Source organism: Sphingobacterium sp. UGAL515B_05 (assembly GCF_033097525.1).
Lineage (GTDB): Bacteria > Bacteroidota > Bacteroidia > Sphingobacteriales > Sphingobacteriaceae > Sphingobacterium.
Genome location: NZ_CP109907.1, coordinates 5,702,660 through 5,722,079 on the forward strand (window position 1 = coordinate 5,702,660; position 19,420 = coordinate 5,722,079).

The following is a 19,420-nucleotide window of genomic DNA, read 5'->3' on the forward strand; positions in this document are numbered from 1 at the left end:
TCACACCTTCTGGCGTGGTAACAACGTTAGCTGGATCGGGGTCTGCAAGCAGCGTTAATGGCACGGGGACAGCGGCCAGTTTTTACGGGATGAAAGGAATTGCAGCAGATGCTTCCGGAAATTTATATGTCTCTGAATACAATGGCTGTAAGATCCGAAAGATCACACCTGCAGGAGTTGTAACTACATTTGCCGGATCTGGATCGGCAGGTAATGTTAACGGTACAGGAACCGGTGCCAGTTTTTATTTCCCCATGGCTATTACTGTGGATGGATCGGGAAATGTGTATGTGACCCAATTGGACAACCGCGTCCGCAAGATCACGCCCTCCGGTGTAGTCACAACAATCGCAGGAACAGGGAGTAGCGGCAGCGATAATGGAAGTCCAATGTCCGCTACTTTCTCCAGCTTAAACGGAATCTTCGCACTTTCTGTGGATAACCTTTACCTAGGGGATTCCGGAAACTATCAGATGCGCTGGGTTGGGAATGGCAACGGTTACAGCATCACCCCGGCATTGCCAGCAGGAATGGCATTTAATAAGTCAACAGGGGTGATATCAGGTACGCCAACAGGCGCAAAAGCATTGACCAGTTACACCATTACAGCCTACAATGCCGCTGGAAGTTCAACCAAAACGGTGAGTTTCGCAGTAGCCTCCAGTATAACCAACAATGACATCGGAAGTTTTGGAAAAAATAACATCGTCACCAGGACCGTTCGGAAAGCAGGATACAAAACAGCTTCATCTCTTTTGGGTAAACCGGTGGACAGTGCAAATGTCTCCATAGACTATGTTGATGGCCTAGGCAGAACAGTGCAGAATGTCAGATGGCAGGCCAGTCCGTCAAAGAATGATATCGTACAGCATCTGGAATATGATAATAATGGCCGAGATAGTATCAAGTATCTCCCACATGTTAAAAATGGAGCTAATAACGGTAGTTTTAATGGAGCTGCCAAGGTGGATCAGTTAGCATACTATTCGGCCGGGAATACTTGGGATGCAGCTGTGGTGAAAACGGATAACCCATATTCGGCTACAAAATTCGACAACAGTCCGCTGAACCGTATAACTGAACAGGGAGCATACGGACAGGCATGGCAGTTTACCTCGAATCGGTCAACGGTTGGTACAACGAGTGAATCAGGCCATACATTGGTTTCTGAGTATGGGACCAATGTGGCCGGGGATATTCGAAAATGGACAATAAATGCAGACAATATCAGCGCAGATGGCAGTGCATATTATGCAGCAAAAAAACTCTATAAAACTGTCTCAAAAAGTGAGAACTGGATAGCTGACAGTGCAAAGGCCGGAACAATAGAGGAATACATTGACATATTTGAAAATAGACTTGTTCTTAAAAGGGTTTGGTTGACCAAGACAAAAGCACTGAATACCTATTACGTCTATGATGACTATGGCAATTTAAGATATGTTGTTCCACCGGGGTATAGCTCTTCTACATTAAAAGAAACCAATGATAATGATTTCAATGAACTCATATACGCATATAAATATGATGAAAGGCTCAGGATAACCGAAAAGAAGATCCCGGGAAAGGGTTGGGAATATTTTGTCTACAACAAAAATGACCAGCCTATATTGACCCAGGATTCTGTGCAGCGTTCCGTGGGAAAATGGAGCTATACAAAATATGATGCCTTCGGTCGTATCGCTTCGACCGGTATCTATACAAATACCCTTGCAGATCAGAAAACCCGGGCTCAGGTACAGGCAATTGCTGACGGAATATCAGCTATCTGGGAAATCCGTACCGGAACTACTTATAGTAATAATGCATTCCCAAATACAGCCTTACAATTGTCGGAGTTAACAGTGAACTATTATGATGACTACAGTTTCAAGACGACCGCCGTTCTCTCTGCGACTTCTGGTCTAGACAGTACCTGGATGGTGAATGGACTATTAACAGGGACAAAAATAGCGAAAGATGACGGCTCATCGCCTTTATTATCCGTAAACTATTATAATAAATTTGGCGATGTTGTGGAAATCGTTTCCGACAATCATCTTGGAGGGGTGGACAGAGTAACCAATAGCTATAATTTTACGGGAGATCTACTAACGAGCAAAAGACAGCATAGGATCAGTGGTTCTACGGATTTGACAACACTCTTGACCACAAATGAATATGACCATGTTGGGCGATTGACACAGACAAAGAAGAGGGTCAATAGCCAGACCGAATTTATCCAGAGCCGACTCGCTTATAATGACATTGGACAGCTGAAAACCAAGTCACTTCATAGTGAAAACAGCGGAAGCAACTTTTTGACAAGTATCGCCTATCAGTACAATGAACGAGGTTGGATGACCAAGACAAGTTCTCCCCAGTTTACCTCCCAGCTGAACTATAATAAAAACGGCACAACTGTATTAGCAAACGCGCAGTATAACGGCAATATAGCCCAGCAGCTATGGGGATATGCAGCTACAACAAGTAATACTTTTACCTATGGTTATGATGCATTGAATAGGTTGAAGAACGGGGTGAGTACTGGAACTGTGATGAGTGAAGTCTTGACCTATGATGACATGGGCAATATCAAAACCCTGATTCGTGATAGTGGTACTACAATCAGCTATAATTACAGCAATAATAACAAGAGCAATCGGCTTGCAAGCCTTTCAGGAGGATTGACGGGGACATTTGCATATGATGGAAATGGTAACGCGACCAAAGACCGTACAGGGATGACATTGGGCTACAATTACCTGAGCCTGCCAAAAACAGCAGTTGGAGGTGGTAAAAGCATTTCTTATATCTATGATGCGACGGGAAGTAAGTTGAACAGGACGTCAACTGTTGGCGGAACAACCACGCAGCAAGACTATTTAGGTGGTATTGAATATAGTAGAACTGGATCCGCCAGTCCCGTTATTGAGCGTATTGCTACAGAGGACGGTTTTTTGTTGAACAGCTCTGGCAGCTATAGTTATTATTACAATCTGACCGATCATTTGGGTAATGTCCGTATAGTGCTGAAGAAAGATGGCACAGCTACAGCCCCATTAGCAACGGTGATGCAGAAACAGGATTATTATCCATTTGGCAAGACGAAATCCATTGCAACAAGTATTGATAATAAGTATCTTTACAATAGTAAAGAAATACAGAAAGATCTGAATCTAGGCACACATAATTTGGGTAGTAGTTATGTGCTGGAAGGTCAATATGACTACGGGGCGAGGTTTTATGACGCGGAGATAGGCAGGTGGAATGTGGTGGATCCGCTGGCCGATATATTCGAAGATTTTTCTCCGTACAACTATGGCATAAACAATCCGATATTGATGGATGATCCAACTGGAATGGCTGCTGATACGGTTATTAGAGCTAGAGTACGGGGTCCACAGGTTTTAGTATTTAGAAATGCACCTAAAAGAGGCCCTGTTCGGGGGTTCTGGGCGGGAGTTGAACAAGTTTTGACGGGTGGAAATCACGATGGATATAAATACGACTGGGACGGAAAGCCAATTGGTTATGCTCCAGTTATGGGGATGCCTCCTGATATTGGAGTTGCTGCTATCGCTGGAAATATTAATGCGGTTTATAAAGGTTTTAAAAAAGGAATACCTTATATTGGTAAGACATTCAATTTTTTAAAACGGTATAGTAAAGCGGAACGAGAGTTGATGAAATTAAAGACACTTTTCTCTGGTATTGATGATCCAATTTTATTAAGAGCGGTGGAACAAAAAGTATTAGAAGTTCAAAAATCTCTTGGAAAAGTCTCTAATCAAAGAAACGCATTCAATCCAAATAGAACTGACTATGAGACTTATATGTTGAAAGCTGAAAAGTGGTTGAATGAGAACTACCCTAATTGGAAAGATTTATTACAAAATTGATATGCAAATAGAAAAAAAGATTTATAAATTACCATTGTTTAATATCCCCTTTAACGAAATAAAGTCTCTTGAATCGTTTGATAAAAAATATGTTTGTTGTAGCTCTATTTCAATAAGACCTTTCATGAATTTAGCACAATATCTTGTTGATGTATATAACTTGTATGATGACGAAATAACAGGTTTTAGCTCATTGAAGCAGGAAAATAAACTATTTGGCAGTGTTATTTCCGAAGAATTAACTATTAGAGGCAAATCAAAATGTATAAAAATTGATACAGTTAATGTAGAAATTACCAAAGATGAACTGCCTGATCTTAAATATAGTCCAGATGATATATTTTCTAATGAAGGAAAATGGTTTTATACTGAGAAAGGACATTATCAAATATTTTCTGGGATAAGATCGGTATATGAAAATGTAAAACATCTCGAAGGGCTTGAGATATATGGAGATAATATATTACGACTGAGAACGGTTATTGAGCTGTTGAAAATTAATGTAGATCTAGGTAAAACGAATATGACAATTGAAGAATACCTTGACGTAGGTTTTCTAGTTCTCAAATCTGACCCTTCAATGAGCAAGATTGATGACGAAACTATTCAAGATGGAGTTAAAAATTGGATGCCAACAATGTTAAATATGCCGCTATATTCGAAAATCCCTTTAGAGATAAGAGGAAAAAAGCTCATCTCGGGGGAATGGAAATAAACAGTTAAAATCTTCCGAGTTAACGGAGGAAGATTATTTTGAGATCTTCTTTTCCATCAGAAGTTTTTAAAATTAACCCGTCTCGAAATAGACATACTTCCTCCGAAAGGTAAAGAAACGTCAGGTCTTTGGGCAGGAAGTACCAGTAGTAAACATAGCGAGGATTTATGAACAAATCGTCATCAACTATACATATTGCCCCAGCCCTAAAAGGATATGCTTTGTTAGATAAAAATAACGTTTTTAAACACGAATTTATACATGTTTATCACTATATGAAAGGATTTTCTGCAGCTCTTATGAATAAATTTTCAGAAAGCGGTGCAACTGATTACTCATTTCACTATATTAAGCATTTCAAGTTGTCGAATGTCCAAATGTCATACATACAAAAATTTAGATTTAATTATCCTGCAGAATTTTCATGGCGAAATGTAAATAAATATGTACATCATTATGGATAAAATAATAAAATTCATAGCTTTATTAATTTTATTATCCAGGTACACTAATGCCCCTGACGTGACCTCTCCCCAAAAAACTGGAGCATTTAAAAGTAGAGAATTCAGACTTGAATTACTAATTTTAAAAGGGAGGAAAAGTGATGAAAAAATCAAAGTTTACCGAAGCACAGATTGCCTTTGCGATCAAACAGTCCGAGACAAGTGCCCGTGTGGAAGAAGTCTGCAGAAAAATGGGTATCAGCGAAGCTACGTTCTACAACTGGAAGAAGAAATACGGTGGCTTGGGTGTATCGGAGCTGCGTAAGCTCCTGCAATTGGAAGAAGAAAATGCACAGCTGAAAAAGCTCGTGGCCGATCTTAGTCTGGACAAACTGATGCTCCAGGATGTATTAAAAAAAAATTTTAAAGCCTTCGCAGCGTAGAACCATGGTTACCGGACTCATTTCTGATTATCGAATTTCCCTACGCAGAGCGTGCGAGGTATCTCTGCTGAGCACCTCAGTTTGGTATTATAAACACCATAGACCAGATGACAGTCCATTACGTCTTCGCATAAAAAGCATTGCTTAAACACGTGTCCGTTACGGCATAGAGCGGATCGTCGTTCTTTTGAAACGTGAAGGCTGGCGGGATAATCCAAAACGGATTTATCGAATTTATAAAGAAGAAGGCTTAAATCTACGGGTGAAAAGGCCCAGACGCTGCCGCGCCGCCGCTCATCGTTCCGAGAGACCGGTTTTTTCCAATTTACATGACTGCTGGAGTATGGACTTTGTCGCTGATGCGCTATTCGATGGCAGGAAAATCCGCCGCTTAACTATAGTGGATAACTATAGCCGTAAATGCATGGCTATTGCGGTTGGACAGGGGCTTAAAGGAAGTGACGTTTTTTCTATTTTGGAAGGGCTCCGACTATTCCAACAGGCAATACCAAGAAAAATCCAAGTGGATAACGGATCGGAATTTATTTCCAAGGAGGTCGATAGATGAGCTTATGAACATCAGGTGGAATTAGTTTTCTCCAGGCCAGGAAAACCAATAGATAATCCGTATATTGAATCATTCAATGGAAGTTTTCGGGACGAGTGCCTGAACGCGCATTGGTTCCTGTCATTGGAGGATGCGAATGAAAAAATTGAAATCTGGAGGGAAGAGTACAACACCTTCAGACCCCACAGCTGTTTAGGGGATATGACACCTGAAATGTTTATCGAAAAACAGGTCAAAACAGCAGAATTTTCTACTTTAGAATACTCTTAAATTCGGGGAGAGGTCATTCGATTGGAATTATTTAGTTTTGGATATAGCTAGTTAGGGTGAGATTACAATATCATATGTACTATACAGACTATTAAAAAAGAAGTATGAAATAAATATATATTCATATAGTTTCCTTTCTAAAAAAGAAAAAGGTTACTTCGTTTTTCGTCCAGTCTCCCCAAAAAAGGATTTAAATATCAAGTATGTATTTGGAAATAGAGGAAAAATATATTTAAGTTCTGGAAATAAAATTTATGAAATCTATAACCAGAAAATAACTGAGATCTTATCTTTTGTAAACAAAGAGATAGTAGGGATATCCTTTTGAAGATATCCTAAGGTATTTTCGTAAGTATAGATTTACAATTTTGTCTTCAAATACTTAAAGTAAATGAATTAGAAACCAATTTAAAATACATATTATCAGCAAAGACGGTTTTATTAATATTTACACAAGGTAATACTGGGTAATAGGGGCACATACTATTTGCTTTAGGAAGCTGATTGTAAGTACCCCATTTTTCCGACAGCTGAGATTGGACTTTTCTAATTTACGTTACTAATTGATTTATTTGTTGTTGGTGTCTAATTATACAGCAAAGAGAATAATTAGGTAAATCAATTAAATTAGAAAAAATGAAAAATAAAATTATTGGCACTACTACAATGAAAAAATATCTAACTTCCTTATTCCTCTTCATGTTAATGCTAGGAAAGCTACATGGACAGACAGATTTTACGAAACCTGAAGATACACTCACCATTTTGGAGCATCCCTCATCGTTTAGTGATTTGATTAAGCAGTTTAAAGGGAAGGTTATTTATATAGATATCATGGCCTCATGGTGCAAACCATGTATTCAGGAACTTAAAATTTCTAAAGGACTTGATCAGTTTTTCGCTAAGGAAAATATAGTCAAACTTTATATTAGTATCGACAATTTTGGACAGACAGATAAAGCGATAGAAATTCTAAAAACCGAGAACATCAAAGGATATTTTGTAACATACCAGGCTCCGGACGGAAAACCTAATCAATTTGCAACGGATTTGGAAAACCTACTTTTATTCGACAACAAAAAACAATTTAGAGGTATACCCATTTATGCAATAGTTGATAAACAAGGAACACTGATTACCAATGATGCAAAAAGACCAAGTTCCGGAGAAGAACTTAAAAAACAGTTGCAAAAGACAAATAATTCGCACAATTAACCAGAGCAACCTAGCTTTTTTACTTTTTCATATCTCATCTTCAAACAATACTGCAAAGATAAAGCATACTTTGGAAAAAGATGATTCAACATCATATTCGCCTGTTTATGACATAAATATGAGTTAACAAAAAGCTAAAGTTATTGATTATAATAAAAAATACATCTGGAATAACTAGTATAAATTTTTGCTATCTTGTTGTTTAACATGAGAAAAGTATTATTTACCCTAATTTCTTGTTGCGGGAGTGTAAACTGAACTGTGTCATTGGATAATTAACCAAAATCTAAAAGCCTCTATCAAGTTTGAGCCTATCCCCAAATTTAATGTAAAGTTGGGATATGGTCAAGCCGCAGTTATGCACTGGCATTGTCCACTTTTTAGAGATGTCCTTTATTATAAGAAACATCAGCTTCATAAGAGCCTGCTCAGAACTGAATGCACCTTTAGACTTCCTTATTTTTCGGATCTGACGGTGCATTCCTTCAATAGGATTAGTCTCTCTGGATCTCAAGATCTGGCTTATTGAGCTCATTTACTTTTTATTAATAACTGCAGGAGGGTACTCCTCCCGCAATTGTTCTTCTTCGAACACAATAATATTCCCCATTATACCCCCCAATATGCCCTACACGCAGCGAAGAATGATCCGCAACTGCCAGCAGTCTATATGACTGTTAGTTTTTATTATGTTTTTGCAACCAGGAAGAATTCGCCACTTGCGGGAACAAGATTGTCTGTTCTGCCCTTGAAATATTTTTCTATCATATCTTTTGTTGAAACGGTTTGGATTTCTTTCAAACCTATTTCGCCTGCAAGTTTTACAATGTCTTCAACACTGAAAAAACTTACAAATGGCGTTCCCGAAGCTGCAGCACCTTTCATTGCTATTTCTTGCATTGGTTTATCTTCTTCATCAAGTTGCTCCAACGGTAAATAAAATGCTATTGCAATCGTCGAACCCGAAGCAAGCAAAGTCATTTTTTTCAATGTGTCTGTAATTGCTTTTTTTGTCAAGTAACAACATATTGTTTTATTCCGTTCTCAATTTCAGTTTTTGCAACATCTTCAACAAATCGCGCACAAGCAACAATAGAAGCACGAAGTCGTTTGGTATATTTCATATCAGGGCGTTCTTGCCATTCTGCCTCGGGTTTGATTAAGTCATATCCAATTTTGTCGTCAATTACATAAGGTTTTTCGTCTATCAAAACGTGTAACGCTCTCCACAAAGCTGTTCGTAATGCTGTATTGTCTGGTTGTCTTGTTTTCATAATTTTCGTTCTATGCCAGTATCTGTAACTATGACCGCTAACAGTTTGGATATATTGCCGAAGGCAGTGATTTTAGCTCTAAAATTCAATCAAAGGACGAACGCTAAATCTTGTATAAACGCCCTATCTACGCCTTTCAGCCCCATCTTTGGCAATACCTTGCTATGGGTTGTTTTTCTATTTGCAGTATTCATTAATTCGTTCTTTTGCATATTCTGCTCCGTTGTCAAGTGCTCTATTCCAATTTTCGCAAGCTCTCCTTTTGTCTCTTAAATTGAAATACGTGTTTCCTAAATTGAAGTATGCTTGTTGTTTTGCTTCCTGCCCCAGTTTGTCAAGTTTCAAAATTGTTTCATAGTCAGCAATTGCACCCTGATAATCTCCATTTTGGTCTTTAAGTCCACCACGATTTATTAAAGCACTTACAAATTTTGGTGCAATTTCTAATGCTTTGTCGTAGTCTTTAAGTGCCGATTTCCAGATGTACAGCTCGTTTTTCACGATAGCTCTTGAATAGTAAGCATTTGGGTCTGTTGGGTCAATTTGGATTGCAAAGTTCCAATTAAATATTGCGCCACTTAAATCTCCATTGTTATAACATGCTAAACCTTTATCAAAATAATAGTCCGCTTTTGTTGTGTCAATGACTGGAAATTTTTGTTCCTTCGGGTCAAATGGTCCACCGTAAGCGTCAAGTTTTGCGTCAAATTCAAAACCTCTTTTATACATATCCAAACCCCAAAAAAGTAAGTTGTCGGCTGTCATTGGAATTTCATTGGTCTCACCGTTTAATTCCCAGAGTTTTTCGTATTTTTTAACTTCTAGAACGGTATAGGGATAATGTACCTTGATAAATTCTCCAAGTTTTTGTAAGTTCTCTTTTTTGTCTGAGATAAAAGTAAAATCCATTTTTGTCATGCAGTTGTCTTTAAGACCACTCTTGACCATATTAGTAAAAACGTCTTCGGCAGAAACTATTTCTTTGCTATATCCCTTAACAAAATCGTCCCAAGTGAAGAATGTCTGTTCCATTTTCTTTTGTCCGTAGACTGTGAAGATTGTTAGTAAAAGTAATAGTGTCAATATCTTATTTCTCATTCGGGGGGTCGGTTTTAAAATTGTCCATAATGTTTCACTGTTTTGTATGACCGGTCTGAATTACCGCCAATTATCAAATATACTCAATCAAAGTAATTCAGCGCCCCTTTTGCCAATTCAACGTTAGCGCTAGTTTTCCTGAATTAGTTATACTTATAGTTCCAACTGTCTTCAAAGTAAATTTTCTCCTTTCCATTTTCCCAGACACTAAAAATTCTACCATTTGAAGTTTCAAACGATTCTTTATCTCCCTCAAATCCTAAAATTCCATTTACCCATAAATCGTCTTCGACATTTGCTATTTTTATAGCAGTTTCTTTCGTTTTTCCGTCTCCAGTCTCAAAAATTGTTTCTAAAACCATTTTTAATCTTGCACCTAAATAATTGTTATCTGTTGTCCCCTTCTTTTGTTGACAACCACAGACAGGAATTAATGTGGAGAGTTCTACAGGATTTTTCGCCAAATTTGAGTAGCCCAATTTCAATATTTTAGAACAGTTATTTTTTATAACCGCTTTTCTGAAATTATCCTCGTTTGGATTATCTAAAAAAGCGAGCCCACTTCCTTTTTTATATATTTGACCGTAGTACAAAAATTTAATTTCTTCACTTGATATTTTTTCAGGTTCAGTTGTTATTTTATTTAATAAATTAGGATAGAAATACTGTGAAGATGGATTTTCTATTTCTGTTTTAATTCTTTCTTCGAATTCGTATGAAATTTGATTTTTTTGAGCATATAAAAGCGTATTCAAAAACATCAATATTAGCATTAGATTTAGTGTTTTTATTTTCATGTGGACAGTTTTTAAAATGATCGCGAAGACTCCAGAAACAATACGGTTCATATTAAATAGAACCTTTTGAAGATCAGTAAATCTTTCCGTTTTTTTAATAATTCTTGATCCGATAGTTCGCTTAATTCTTTTTCTTTCATGATTCTTTTTCTTTCATGCTATTTTTACTTTAGGTCCAAGGACAAAATACTTAATAATACCTTGTAAATTTCCTTATTTTGTCGGCGATACAGGTATCATGTGCTAATAATGGTTTCTGATCAAATATAAATATCTTCACGAAGATTTATCAAATTATTTCCTTTTTCAGGATATATCGTACTTACCACAGTCTTTTTATCGATATTAATGATAATAATGGAGAAACGAAGTTTTTAACAGATTGCGGATAACACACGATACAACAAAAAGGCAAGGTCCTACCATGGTAAGACCTTGTTCGTATTAGTAAAAAAACATGCAAATCCAGCGCAGACCAGAGCCAAGAACTAATTGGCTTCAAGTTGAATATCACCCGAAATTAGTCTTTCACTTTTTGCCCTTACCTGTATTTTACCTTTGTTTTTGCTCCTGACAATCGCCAAGGCTTTACCATGAAAAGCATTGCGTGAAGCTGATTGGAAGCTTGTCAGATCCGTCGTATTGCCATTGTCTGTCGCCACAATTTTTGCAGCATTTCCCTCCACCTCAAATTCGATTTTATCGTCTGCATCAGGAACAATCGTACCAAACTCGTCCACGATATAGGCATGCACAAAGGCAAGTTCTTTGTTTGCCGAATTGAAAGTCACGTTTTCTGCAGACAATTGTATACGATGCGCTCTCCCTGCTGTACGAATCGTTTTACTTAGCAGTTTCTTGCCACCTTGAAATGAAATAACTTCAATCTCCCCAGGTTCAAATTCAACGGCCTTAAATACAAGGTCGTACCGGTCTGGGTCGTTGGACTGCTCCCCTATCTTTTTACCGTTCAGATAAAGCTCCACCCGGTCAGCCTGATTAAAATATACCACGATATCTACCCGATCACCTTGCTTCCAATTCCAATGAGGCAATACATGTAAGACCGGTTTTTCAGTCCATACGCTTTGATACAGATAGTAGACATCTTTCGGAAACCCGGCTAGATCCACAATACCAAAGTACGAACTTCGTGCCGGCCAGGTGTACGGTGTGGGTTCGCCAAGATAATCAAATCCCGTCCATACATACATCCCAGCAATATGGTCATACCTTTCCATCAACCTCAAGCTTGTCTGATGATTTGAACCCCATGGTGTGAATACATTGTCGTAAGCCGATATGTTCCTGTCTTCATTCCCGCCAGAAAAAGGAATATCCCATCGTTCAGGCCACATGCGACTAGAATCATAAGGGACCAGATCATACGTTCCGCGGCTTTCCAACGCCGAGGTGCTTTCCGTTACGATAAACTTCTTTCCGGGATGATCCTGTGGGAAGCTTGCCCATTTCTTATGGTTATAGTTGTAGCCAATCAGATCTACCGCCGAACTCATCAGCACCGGATTTACTTTGGAAAGCTCATTATTGGCAATGGTGGTCGGACGTGTGCCATCCAGACTATCGACGATTGCGGCCAGCGCGATCGGAATGGCTGTACCATCAGCTTTGGAATGCCATTGCTCCTGCGCTTCATTGCCCAGGCACCAGATAAACAGCGACGGATGATTCCGGTCCCTTTTGACATGGTCAACAAAGTCCCGCTTGTACCATTCGTCCCAATATAAATGATAGTCATAGGGATTTTTATACCCTTTCCAGACATCGAAAGTTTCGCTCATCACGACAAAACCCAAGCTGTCGCAAAGGTCTAAAAACGCTGGAGCCGCAGGGTTGTGTGAGGTGCGTATCCCATTGACCCCCATTGCTTTCATGATGCGGAGCTGACGTAATGCTGCCGACGTATTGAATGCCATACCCAAAGCGCCCAGATCACTGTGTAAACAGACACCCCGGATTTTAAGCTGCCGCCCATTCAGTATAAAGCCCTGTTGCTGATCGAAGCTAAAATTGCGTAAGCCAAATTTCGTAAGCTGTTCATCCACAACCCGACCATCAACAATAAGTTTAATTTTTGCCGTATATTGATAGGGATTTTCAATATCCCATAAGACGGGATTTTCGAGGACGATCTGCTGAGCGATGGAGTGCTGACCTGCTTTGACAGCGCTCAACGTGGTACGTTTGCTTGCGACAACAGCACCTTGAGCCGAAAGAACCGCTGTCAGTAGCGTAATCTTTTTTGATTCCTTAAGGTTATGCTCAATTTCCAGGGAGAGATCCACGACAGCACGTTTCTCACTGAGCTGCCCAGCTCTTATGAAGGTGCTGTTCGTTCCTACGCTGACTGGATTACGGCTGATTAATTTGACATCCCGATAGATCCCCGACCCCGAATAGAAACGCGAGTTGGGCTGATTCTTATTGTTTACTTTTAATGAAAGCAGGTTTTCCCTACCATCCCAGTATAAATAAGGGGAAAGCTCATATTCAAATCCGATATAACCATTGGGTCTTTTTCCTAAGAAATGTCCATTGATCCAGACTTCACTATTTTCGTATACACCTTCGAATGCAATAAATATCCGTTGCCCTTGCTCAGCCTGCGCCAGCTTAAACGTTTTTTGATACCATCCTACGCCACCATCGAGGTAAGCAGCCCCGCTACCTGCGGGGCTGTTTTCTCTAAATGGCATTTCGATACTCCAGTCATGTGGTAGATCGAGCTTTCGCCAGCCCTCTCCTTTTCGTCCATTGCTATATTGCTGGCTGCTATCCAGTTTAAACCACCAGCCCCCATTAAAATCAATAATCTTTCTGGACTGTCCACTTAAGGAGCCCGCAGTCGCCAATAACAGGAAGAGCAGGATCATCATTCGGCTATATCCCGTGTGAAATAGTCGCTTCAACATAGGCTTATTTAGTCTTATTGGTATCCGAGGGATCTTCGGTCAAACTCTCCTTGTAGGCCTTGCTGATAAAATTAAAGGTCAGCATAGCTGCTCCGTCGTTCGAAAGCACGGGATCCCGCAATACCGCCAGTTGCATTGTATTCTCGGTCAGCGACATAATTCGTACATCACCCCAGTCGACAACGATCCCATCTTGTGGCTTTCCATGTAAAGGCGAAGCCCCGGTCATACGGATGGTTTTCTTTTCGGTATCGATATTAAAAGTCCCCTTCTGGACTTTGCCCAGCATAGCATGATTCACGTTGATGTTTGCACCGCCTTTCAGATCAAAAGTCATACTTCCATAATCACCGGCAGGCATAAGCCAGCTATTGCCTTTCCAATCGGGTTCCCAGCTCCAGCTATCGCTATTTAAAGGCGCGGCTGTTTTATTGATGCTTCCCCACCAGTCACCGGTGCCGTAAAAATACATTGGACCTTTAAAGTAGCGGGAAATGCCCTCAGCATCCAGATCGAGGTACCATGTTTTCTCTTCCCCTGCCCCGCCCGTCAATAAGGTCCAGGTCTCGTCACTGATAAACTCGGCATACATCTGATCGATTTTAAATGTCACTGGCTCGCCGTAGACGATGCCGCCACGCGTCTCGACACCAAATTTAACGGTGTACTCACCGGGAAAAGGCATTTTCAGGGTTACCTTTTTCTCCTGACTCCGTCCTTGTGGATGCTCCCACAATGGGGTGTATTTTGAATCCATCAAGCTGGTTAAATACACAATATTGGGATTACTGGCGTCATGTTCAACGGTAAAGGCCTTTCCCTTCTCCAACTGCGCCGAAGTGACATCAATGTCTCCCAGTGTATAATTCTCGGGAGAACAAGCTCCAAAGAGTACCATCGCCGCAAAAAAGCAGATGGCATATGTGAATATCTTTTTCATGTTTGTCTAGTTATAATTCAACCAATAGTAAGTCCTGGTATACCTGTGTTTAGTTCCAGCCGGCATTTTGTTTCAGTACACCATTGGATAAGGTAATCTGCTTGTTGGGTATTTGCATAAATCCTTTCGTTGTCAAAAAACGCTCTTTAGTCACAGTGACCTTCTCCGGCACAGATCCACTGGGCACATCTTCGGTTGTTTCCAGTGTAGCGGCGGCATTATTCAGCCCCTGCCGCAATACATCCCAATAGCGGATACCTTCAAACGCAAATTCAAATTTTCTTTCCTTCAGAATATTGTTTTTTGAAACTGCTAGCGGCACAAAATTGGTCTTATACGCTCTTTTCCTTACCTCGTCAAAGTATTTCTGTGCGTTTGCGGAACCGAGTTCTGCCGCCATAAGCAAGACATCAGCGTAGCGGATGACAAAGTAATCCTGGTCTTGGGACAGTTGCATATCCTTATCCCCGCCTGTATTGGTGGTGCCGTCCGGCAATGCCGTGGGGGCGTATTTTTTGATGGTGTAACCTGTATACTCACGCTGGTCTTTCAGGTCAAATCCCGTGATATTCTCGCCATCGATATCAATAATTGAGGCAGTTTTGCGTGTATCCATGTTGTCAAACTCATTGAAGAACTTTTTGCTTACCGTACATGCCCCCCATCCTTGGCCATAAGGCGACCAATTTTTACCACGCAAGCCCAGAAAGACGACCCAGCGGTTGCCATCAACATAACCGTTGTAGTTCGATGTATTGTTGAATTTCTGTGCAAATACAACCTCAGCATTTCCCTTACCGGCATATTTGGAAATATCTAACGTATTATTGCTTGCATTGGGGATATAACTCGCTGCCGGCCACAGATTTTTGAAATCTGCCACCAGCGCAAACTGGCCGCTGCTGATAACTTCTTCGAGTCCCGCCAGGGCTTCGGCCTTGGAGACACCGATATCTTCACTGCCATAATAGCCTGCATAAAACAGATAAACACGGGCGAGTAGCGCTTTGGCAGCAAATGGAGTTGCCCGACCATCATTTGTGGCCGCAGCTGACTTGGGGTAAGCTGTTGCTGGGATATTGGCGGCCGCAAATTTAAGGTCTGAAACAATCAGTTGATAAATCGCTTTGGGGTCCGACTGTGGAATATTCTCATTGGTCGGGCTGGTTAGCAAAGGGATGTTTTCGAATAAACGGACGAGATCAAAGTACATGGTGGCCCGCAGGAATTTCGTTTCCCCTTCGATACGTGCCCGCGCTGTTGTGTTGCCTGAAAAATCAGTACCGTCCAATTTTCCCAAAAGGGTATTGCAGCGAAAAATTCCCGCGTAGTAATCAGACCAGGTACCATCAAAGATATTATTGTCCGATTGGGACTGCGCAATATCAAAACGGTCTATTGCCTGAAATGAGCGACCGTCTGTTGTACCTGTTCCGCCAAAACAATTGTCGGCGGCCACCTCTGCTGTCAGATAGAAAGACTGGCTCCCATTGGAGGTCGTCCGTTGATAACCATCATAACAACCGACCAGAGCCATGTCAGCATCGGCTACGGTTTTATAAAAATTGCTTTCCAAAACGCTTGTCATCGGTTCGACATCCAAAAAACTGGATGAACATGATCCTAAGATTAAGGATCCAAATAACATGGAATGATAGATATAGCTCGTTTTTTTCATGATTTCTTGTGTTTAGAATTTAACATTTAGGCCAAATAATACAGTCCTTGGTCTTGGATAGTAACCGAGGTCGATACCCGATACCCAACCATCTGTTCCATAACCGATCTCGGGATCCATCCCATCATATTTGGTGAACGTGAACAGATTTTGACCTTGTACGTAGAACCGGATCTGATTAGCATACTTCCATTTGATCAGCTTCGACAGATCATAACCTAAGGTCACATTGCTGATCCGAAGAAAGTCTCCATCCTGAATATAAAGGTCTGAAAACTGCCAATTGACATTAGTTTCCGTAACACGGGGGATCGTACTGGAAGTACCTTCTCCGGTCCATCGGTCTAATATTCGTGTGGTATAGTTTGCTTGTTTATTGGCATGATTGCGGTAAGACTGTACAATTTTGTTTCCAAGGGAACCGTAGGCATTCACCGAGAAATCAAATCCTTTATAATCCAGTCCAATATTAAATCCATAGGTAAAATTAGGCATGCCAACACCTAGATTTGTCTTATCCGAGGCATTGATAATACCATCGTTATTCTGATCTACATATTTCACATCGCCCGGTTTTACATCCGCTTGAAGGATACCTTTTCCGGCTGTTTTCCAGGCGTCGATCTCGGCTTGGTTCTGGAATAGACCGTCTGTTTTATACCCCCAGAAGTAGCCAATGGGTAGGCCGTTTGCGGCGCGGTAAAATTCTTCCGAGTTATCGTATAACATGGCTGTCTGTCCGTGGATAATACCATCTTCAGTTGGTATCTGTCCCACCTTATTTTTGTTATAGGCACCATTTACCCCAAGACGATACTTGACTTCATTGATCTTATCCGCCCAATTTAGTCCCAGTTCCACCCCTGTATTCTTCACGTCACCGCCATTGATAAAAGGGGGCAACGTTCCGGTTGTCGCCAAAACAGGCGCTGTAACCAGCCAGTTTTTCGTCTTTTTGACATAAAAGTCGGCGACAACATCCAGACGGCTGTTCGCAAATTTGGCATCAAATCCGATATTGGTCTGTTCGGAAGTTTCCCAGGTCAGATTCGGATTGGACAAGCGGCTCGGATAGGCCCCAGCGATATTATTGTTGCTCGTTCCAAAAACATAATGTGCGCCGGGGTTGGACGATGTAATGCCTGTTGAGGTACTGATGGGTGCCGCATATTGAAAATCAGCGATATCCTGATTACCCACTTGCCCCCATGAAGCACGGAGTTTAAAGAAGTTTACAGCCGCTAAATGTTCTTTAAAAAACTCTTCCGAAGAAATTACCCAGCCTGCCGACACCGAAGGGAAATATCCCCAGCGGTTGCTGCGCGAAAATTTAGAGGATCCATCTGCACGCAATGTCGCATTCAACAGGTACTTTTCCTTATAATTGTAACCCAGCCGTCCAAAGTACGAGACTCTACGGGTGATGTTCTCAGGCTTTCCAGACACCGTACGCGTTTCGACGACGTTCCCTTTTTCATCCAGGTGTGCCTGGCCTGTGGTATTGTCCAGGTAAGCATGTGCAAAATCATTGAACTGCGAAAGTAGATTCCAGTTGGACCCCGAAAGGTAAGTTCCCTGGTAACGTAGCGATTCCATACCGACCATGGCCGAAAAACGATGATCCGTATGGATATCAAAGTCATAGGAAGCGGTATTTGTCCAGGTCAGCGTATGACCTTTGCTCATGTTCTGTGAGGTTGTTGTATGATCTTGGTTGTAGGTGTAGATGGAGAAGCGGTACAAGGGCGTAAAACTTCTGTATTCTGAAGCATAATAGTTGAATCCCAGCAATGAGCGGACCTTTAGGCCTTTGATTGGTTCGATTTCCGCAAAGATATCGGCCAATAATTTTTGGCCATCATTGGCGTTGTTCGAATTGGTCATCATCACCCCATATGGATTGCTGTCCCCATTGTACCAAGGTGAATTGGAAGTATCATTGAAAGGACTTCCGTACAAGCCGTTGTCTGAATACACCGGTGACAAAGGCGAAGTGGCAAACGCACCGCGCAGCGTATTGCTGTACTGATTGCCCACACTGATGCCTCGATTTTTGATGTAGTTAAAGTTGAGGTGCTGACCTATTTTCACAACGTTATCAAAGAGTTTATGTTCCGAATTCGTCCGAAAACCATAACGCTGATAGTTGGAAACGTCTTTACCGCCTACAATCCCCTCCTGACCAATATAGTTCATCGATAAGGCGTAGGTGGATTTTTCATTGCCGCCGGTCAGGGCAACATTGTAATTGTCCATTTTTGCATTATCCTTAAACATGTAATCCATCCAATTGGTATTGGCCAGACCGTCCATGCCGTTAAAATCAATCAGCGCGGCCCCCGAATTCAGCGATTGCTCATTCATGATCAGCTTGTACTGATCTGCATCCAGCAATTTTGCTTTACGCGAAACGTTCTGAATGCCCGTATAGCCATCAAACGACAGCACATTTTTTCCCGCAGTCCCCATTTTGGTGGTGACCAGGATAACCCCATTGGCAGCCTGCGAACCATAGATGGCGGCCGAAGCTGCGTCTTTCAGTACGTCGATAGATTGGATATCGGCCGCATTCAAGACCGAAATATCCCCTCCCGGAACGCCGTCGATGACGTACAAGGGGCCCGAATTACCGATTGTTCCCAGCCCGCGGACGACGACCTTCATATCTGCTCCCGGCTGACCGGAAGTTGATGTAATGGATACACCCGGTGCCTGCCCCTGAAGCGACTGCAGCGGGTTCAATTGATTGCGTTTCTGCAGTTCTTCACCCTCCACCTTCAAATTGGCGCCTGTATTCAGTTTTTTCTTTTGTACACCGTAGCCAATGACCACCACCTCTTCGAGATCGGAAGCTTGCGGCTGTAGGCGGATCACCATATTGGGACCCGTAATTTTAACTTCCTCCGTTTTGTACCCTACGTAAGTAATGGTCAATATCGTCCCTGTGCTGGCTGCAATAGAAAACTTGCCCGATTCATCGCTGCTCGTTGAAATCTTCTGATTCTTTACGCTGATACTCGCGCCCCCGATCGGCAATCCTGAATCAGCCGAAACAATCGATCCGGTGAAGGATTGTGCCCAGACCAAAGAGGTCACGCTGGTCATGACAACGACTGCCATGCCCCTGCTCAACAATTGTTTGCTTATCATATGTCTTGATTTATA

At 41.3% G+C, this 19,420-nt stretch carries 12 protein-coding genes and 1 pseudogene; 4 read left to right on the forward strand and 9 right to left on the reverse strand.

What is annotated here, in order from left to right; all coding sequences use genetic code 11:
- The first annotated feature begins 14 nt into the window (after positions 1-14).
- From OK025_RS23940 to OK025_RS23955, 4 genes and pseudogenes are all read left to right on the forward strand, one after another.
- The gene (locus OK025_RS23940; protein WP_317667271.1) at positions 15-3,881 is read left to right on the forward strand and encodes a DUF6443 domain-containing protein; all 3,867 of its coding nucleotides are present in this window, start codon (positions 15-17) and stop codon (positions 3,879-3,881) included.
- Entirely contained in the window at positions 3,841-4,596 is a 756-nt protein-coding gene (locus tag OK025_RS23945; RefSeq protein WP_317667272.1) for a hypothetical protein, read from the forward strand. The genes OK025_RS23940 and OK025_RS23945 overlap by 41 nt, the downstream gene beginning before the upstream one ends.
- Before the next feature lie 604 nt (positions 4,597-5,200).
- A pseudogene (locus OK025_RS23950) lies at positions 5,201-6,320 on the forward strand (IS3 family transposase).
- Positions 6,321-6,956: 636 nt separating this feature from the next.
- Positions 6,957-7,535 carry a TlpA family protein disulfide reductase gene (locus OK025_RS23955; protein ID WP_317667273.1) on the forward strand — a complete coding sequence of 193 codons (579 nt, stop codon included), beginning with the start codon at positions 6,957-6,959 and terminating at the stop codon, positions 7,533-7,535.
- Positions 7,536-7,821: 286 nt separating this feature from the next.
- Here OK025_RS23955 and OK025_RS26860 read toward each other — a convergent pair whose 3' ends face one another.
- The 9 genes from OK025_RS26860 to OK025_RS23995 form a co-directional block, all read right to left on the reverse strand.
- Positions 7,822-8,070 (reverse strand): transposase, encoded by a 249-nt coding sequence (locus tag OK025_RS26860; protein ID WP_411567682.1) that lies wholly within the window; start codon positions 8,068-8,070, stop codon positions 7,822-7,824.
- A gap of 152 nt (positions 8,071-8,222) precedes the next feature.
- Positions 8,223-8,552, reverse strand: coding sequence for a hypothetical protein (locus OK025_RS23960; protein WP_317667274.1), 330 nt, complete (start codon positions 8,550-8,552; stop codon positions 8,223-8,225).
- Positions 8,549-8,809: a class I SAM-dependent methyltransferase gene (locus OK025_RS23965; protein WP_317667275.1), complete on the reverse strand. Its 261-nt coding sequence runs from the start codon at positions 8,807-8,809 to the stop codon at positions 8,549-8,551. Before OK025_RS23965 ends, OK025_RS23960 begins: the two co-directional genes overlap by 4 nt.
- 177 nt (positions 8,810-8,986) lie before the next feature.
- Positions 8,987-9,907, reverse strand: coding sequence for a tetratricopeptide repeat protein (locus OK025_RS23970; protein WP_317667276.1), 921 nt, complete (start codon positions 9,905-9,907; stop codon positions 8,987-8,989).
- A 143-nt stretch (positions 9,908-10,050) separates the two neighbouring features.
- Entirely contained in the window at positions 10,051-10,704 is a 654-nt protein-coding gene (locus tag OK025_RS23975) for a DUF4919 domain-containing protein (protein WP_317667277.1), read from the reverse strand.
- Between the two features lie 488 nt (positions 10,705-11,192).
- Complete coding sequence (locus tag OK025_RS23980) at positions 11,193-13,637, reverse strand: glycoside hydrolase family 2 TIM barrel-domain containing protein (protein ID WP_317667278.1); 2,445 nt, start codon at positions 13,635-13,637, stop codon at positions 11,193-11,195.
- A 4-nt stretch (positions 13,638-13,641) separates the two neighbouring features.
- Complete coding sequence (locus tag OK025_RS23985; protein WP_317667279.1) at positions 13,642-14,577, reverse strand: hypothetical protein; 936 nt, start codon at positions 14,575-14,577, stop codon at positions 13,642-13,644.
- A gap of 49 nt (positions 14,578-14,626) precedes the next feature.
- The gene (locus OK025_RS23990) at positions 14,627-16,255 is read right to left on the reverse strand and encodes a RagB/SusD family nutrient uptake outer membrane protein (protein WP_317667280.1); all 1,629 of its coding nucleotides are present in this window, start codon (positions 16,253-16,255) and stop codon (positions 14,627-14,629) included.
- Between the two features lie 12 nt (positions 16,256-16,267).
- Complete coding sequence (locus tag OK025_RS23995) at positions 16,268-19,405, reverse strand: SusC/RagA family TonB-linked outer membrane protein (RefSeq protein ID WP_294187941.1); 3,138 nt, start codon at positions 19,403-19,405, stop codon at positions 16,268-16,270.
- Between the last annotated feature and the right edge of the window lie 15 nt (positions 19,406-19,420).

Excerpts from the sequence above, each read along its gene's own strand:
- OK025_RS23955 (WP_317667273.1), top strand. The coding sequence starts at position 6,957 with ATGAAAAATAAAATTATTGGCACTACTACAATGAAAAAATATCTAACT.
- OK025_RS23985 (WP_317667279.1), bottom strand. The coding sequence starts at position 14,577 with ATGAAAAAGATATTCACATATGCCATCTGCTTTTTTGCGGCGATGGTA.
- OK025_RS23975 (WP_317667277.1), bottom strand. The coding sequence starts at position 10,704 with ATGAAAATAAAAACACTAAATCTAATGCTAATATTGATGTTTTTGAAT.
- OK025_RS23965 (WP_317667275.1), bottom strand. The coding sequence starts at position 8,809 with ATGAAAACAAGACAACCAGACAATACAGCATTACGAACAGCTTTGTGG.
- OK025_RS23990 (WP_317667280.1), bottom strand. The coding sequence starts at position 16,255 with ATGAAAAAAACGAGCTATATCTATCATTCCATGTTATTTGGATCCTTA.
- OK025_RS26860 (WP_411567682.1), bottom strand. The coding sequence starts at position 8,070 with ATGAGCTCAATAAGCCAGATCTTGAGATCCAGAGAGACTAATCCTATT.
- OK025_RS23995 (WP_294187941.1), bottom strand. The coding sequence starts at position 19,405 with ATGATAAGCAAACAATTGTTGAGCAGGGGCATGGCAGTCGTTGTCATG.
- OK025_RS23945 (WP_317667272.1), top strand. The coding sequence starts at position 3,841 with ATGAGAACTACCCTAATTGGAAAGATTTATTACAAAATTGATATGCAA.
- OK025_RS23970 (WP_317667276.1), bottom strand. The coding sequence starts at position 9,907 with ATGAGAAATAAGATATTGACACTATTACTTTTACTAACAATCTTCACA.
- OK025_RS23980 (WP_317667278.1), bottom strand. The coding sequence starts at position 13,637 with ATGTTGAAGCGACTATTTCACACGGGATATAGCCGAATGATGATCCTG.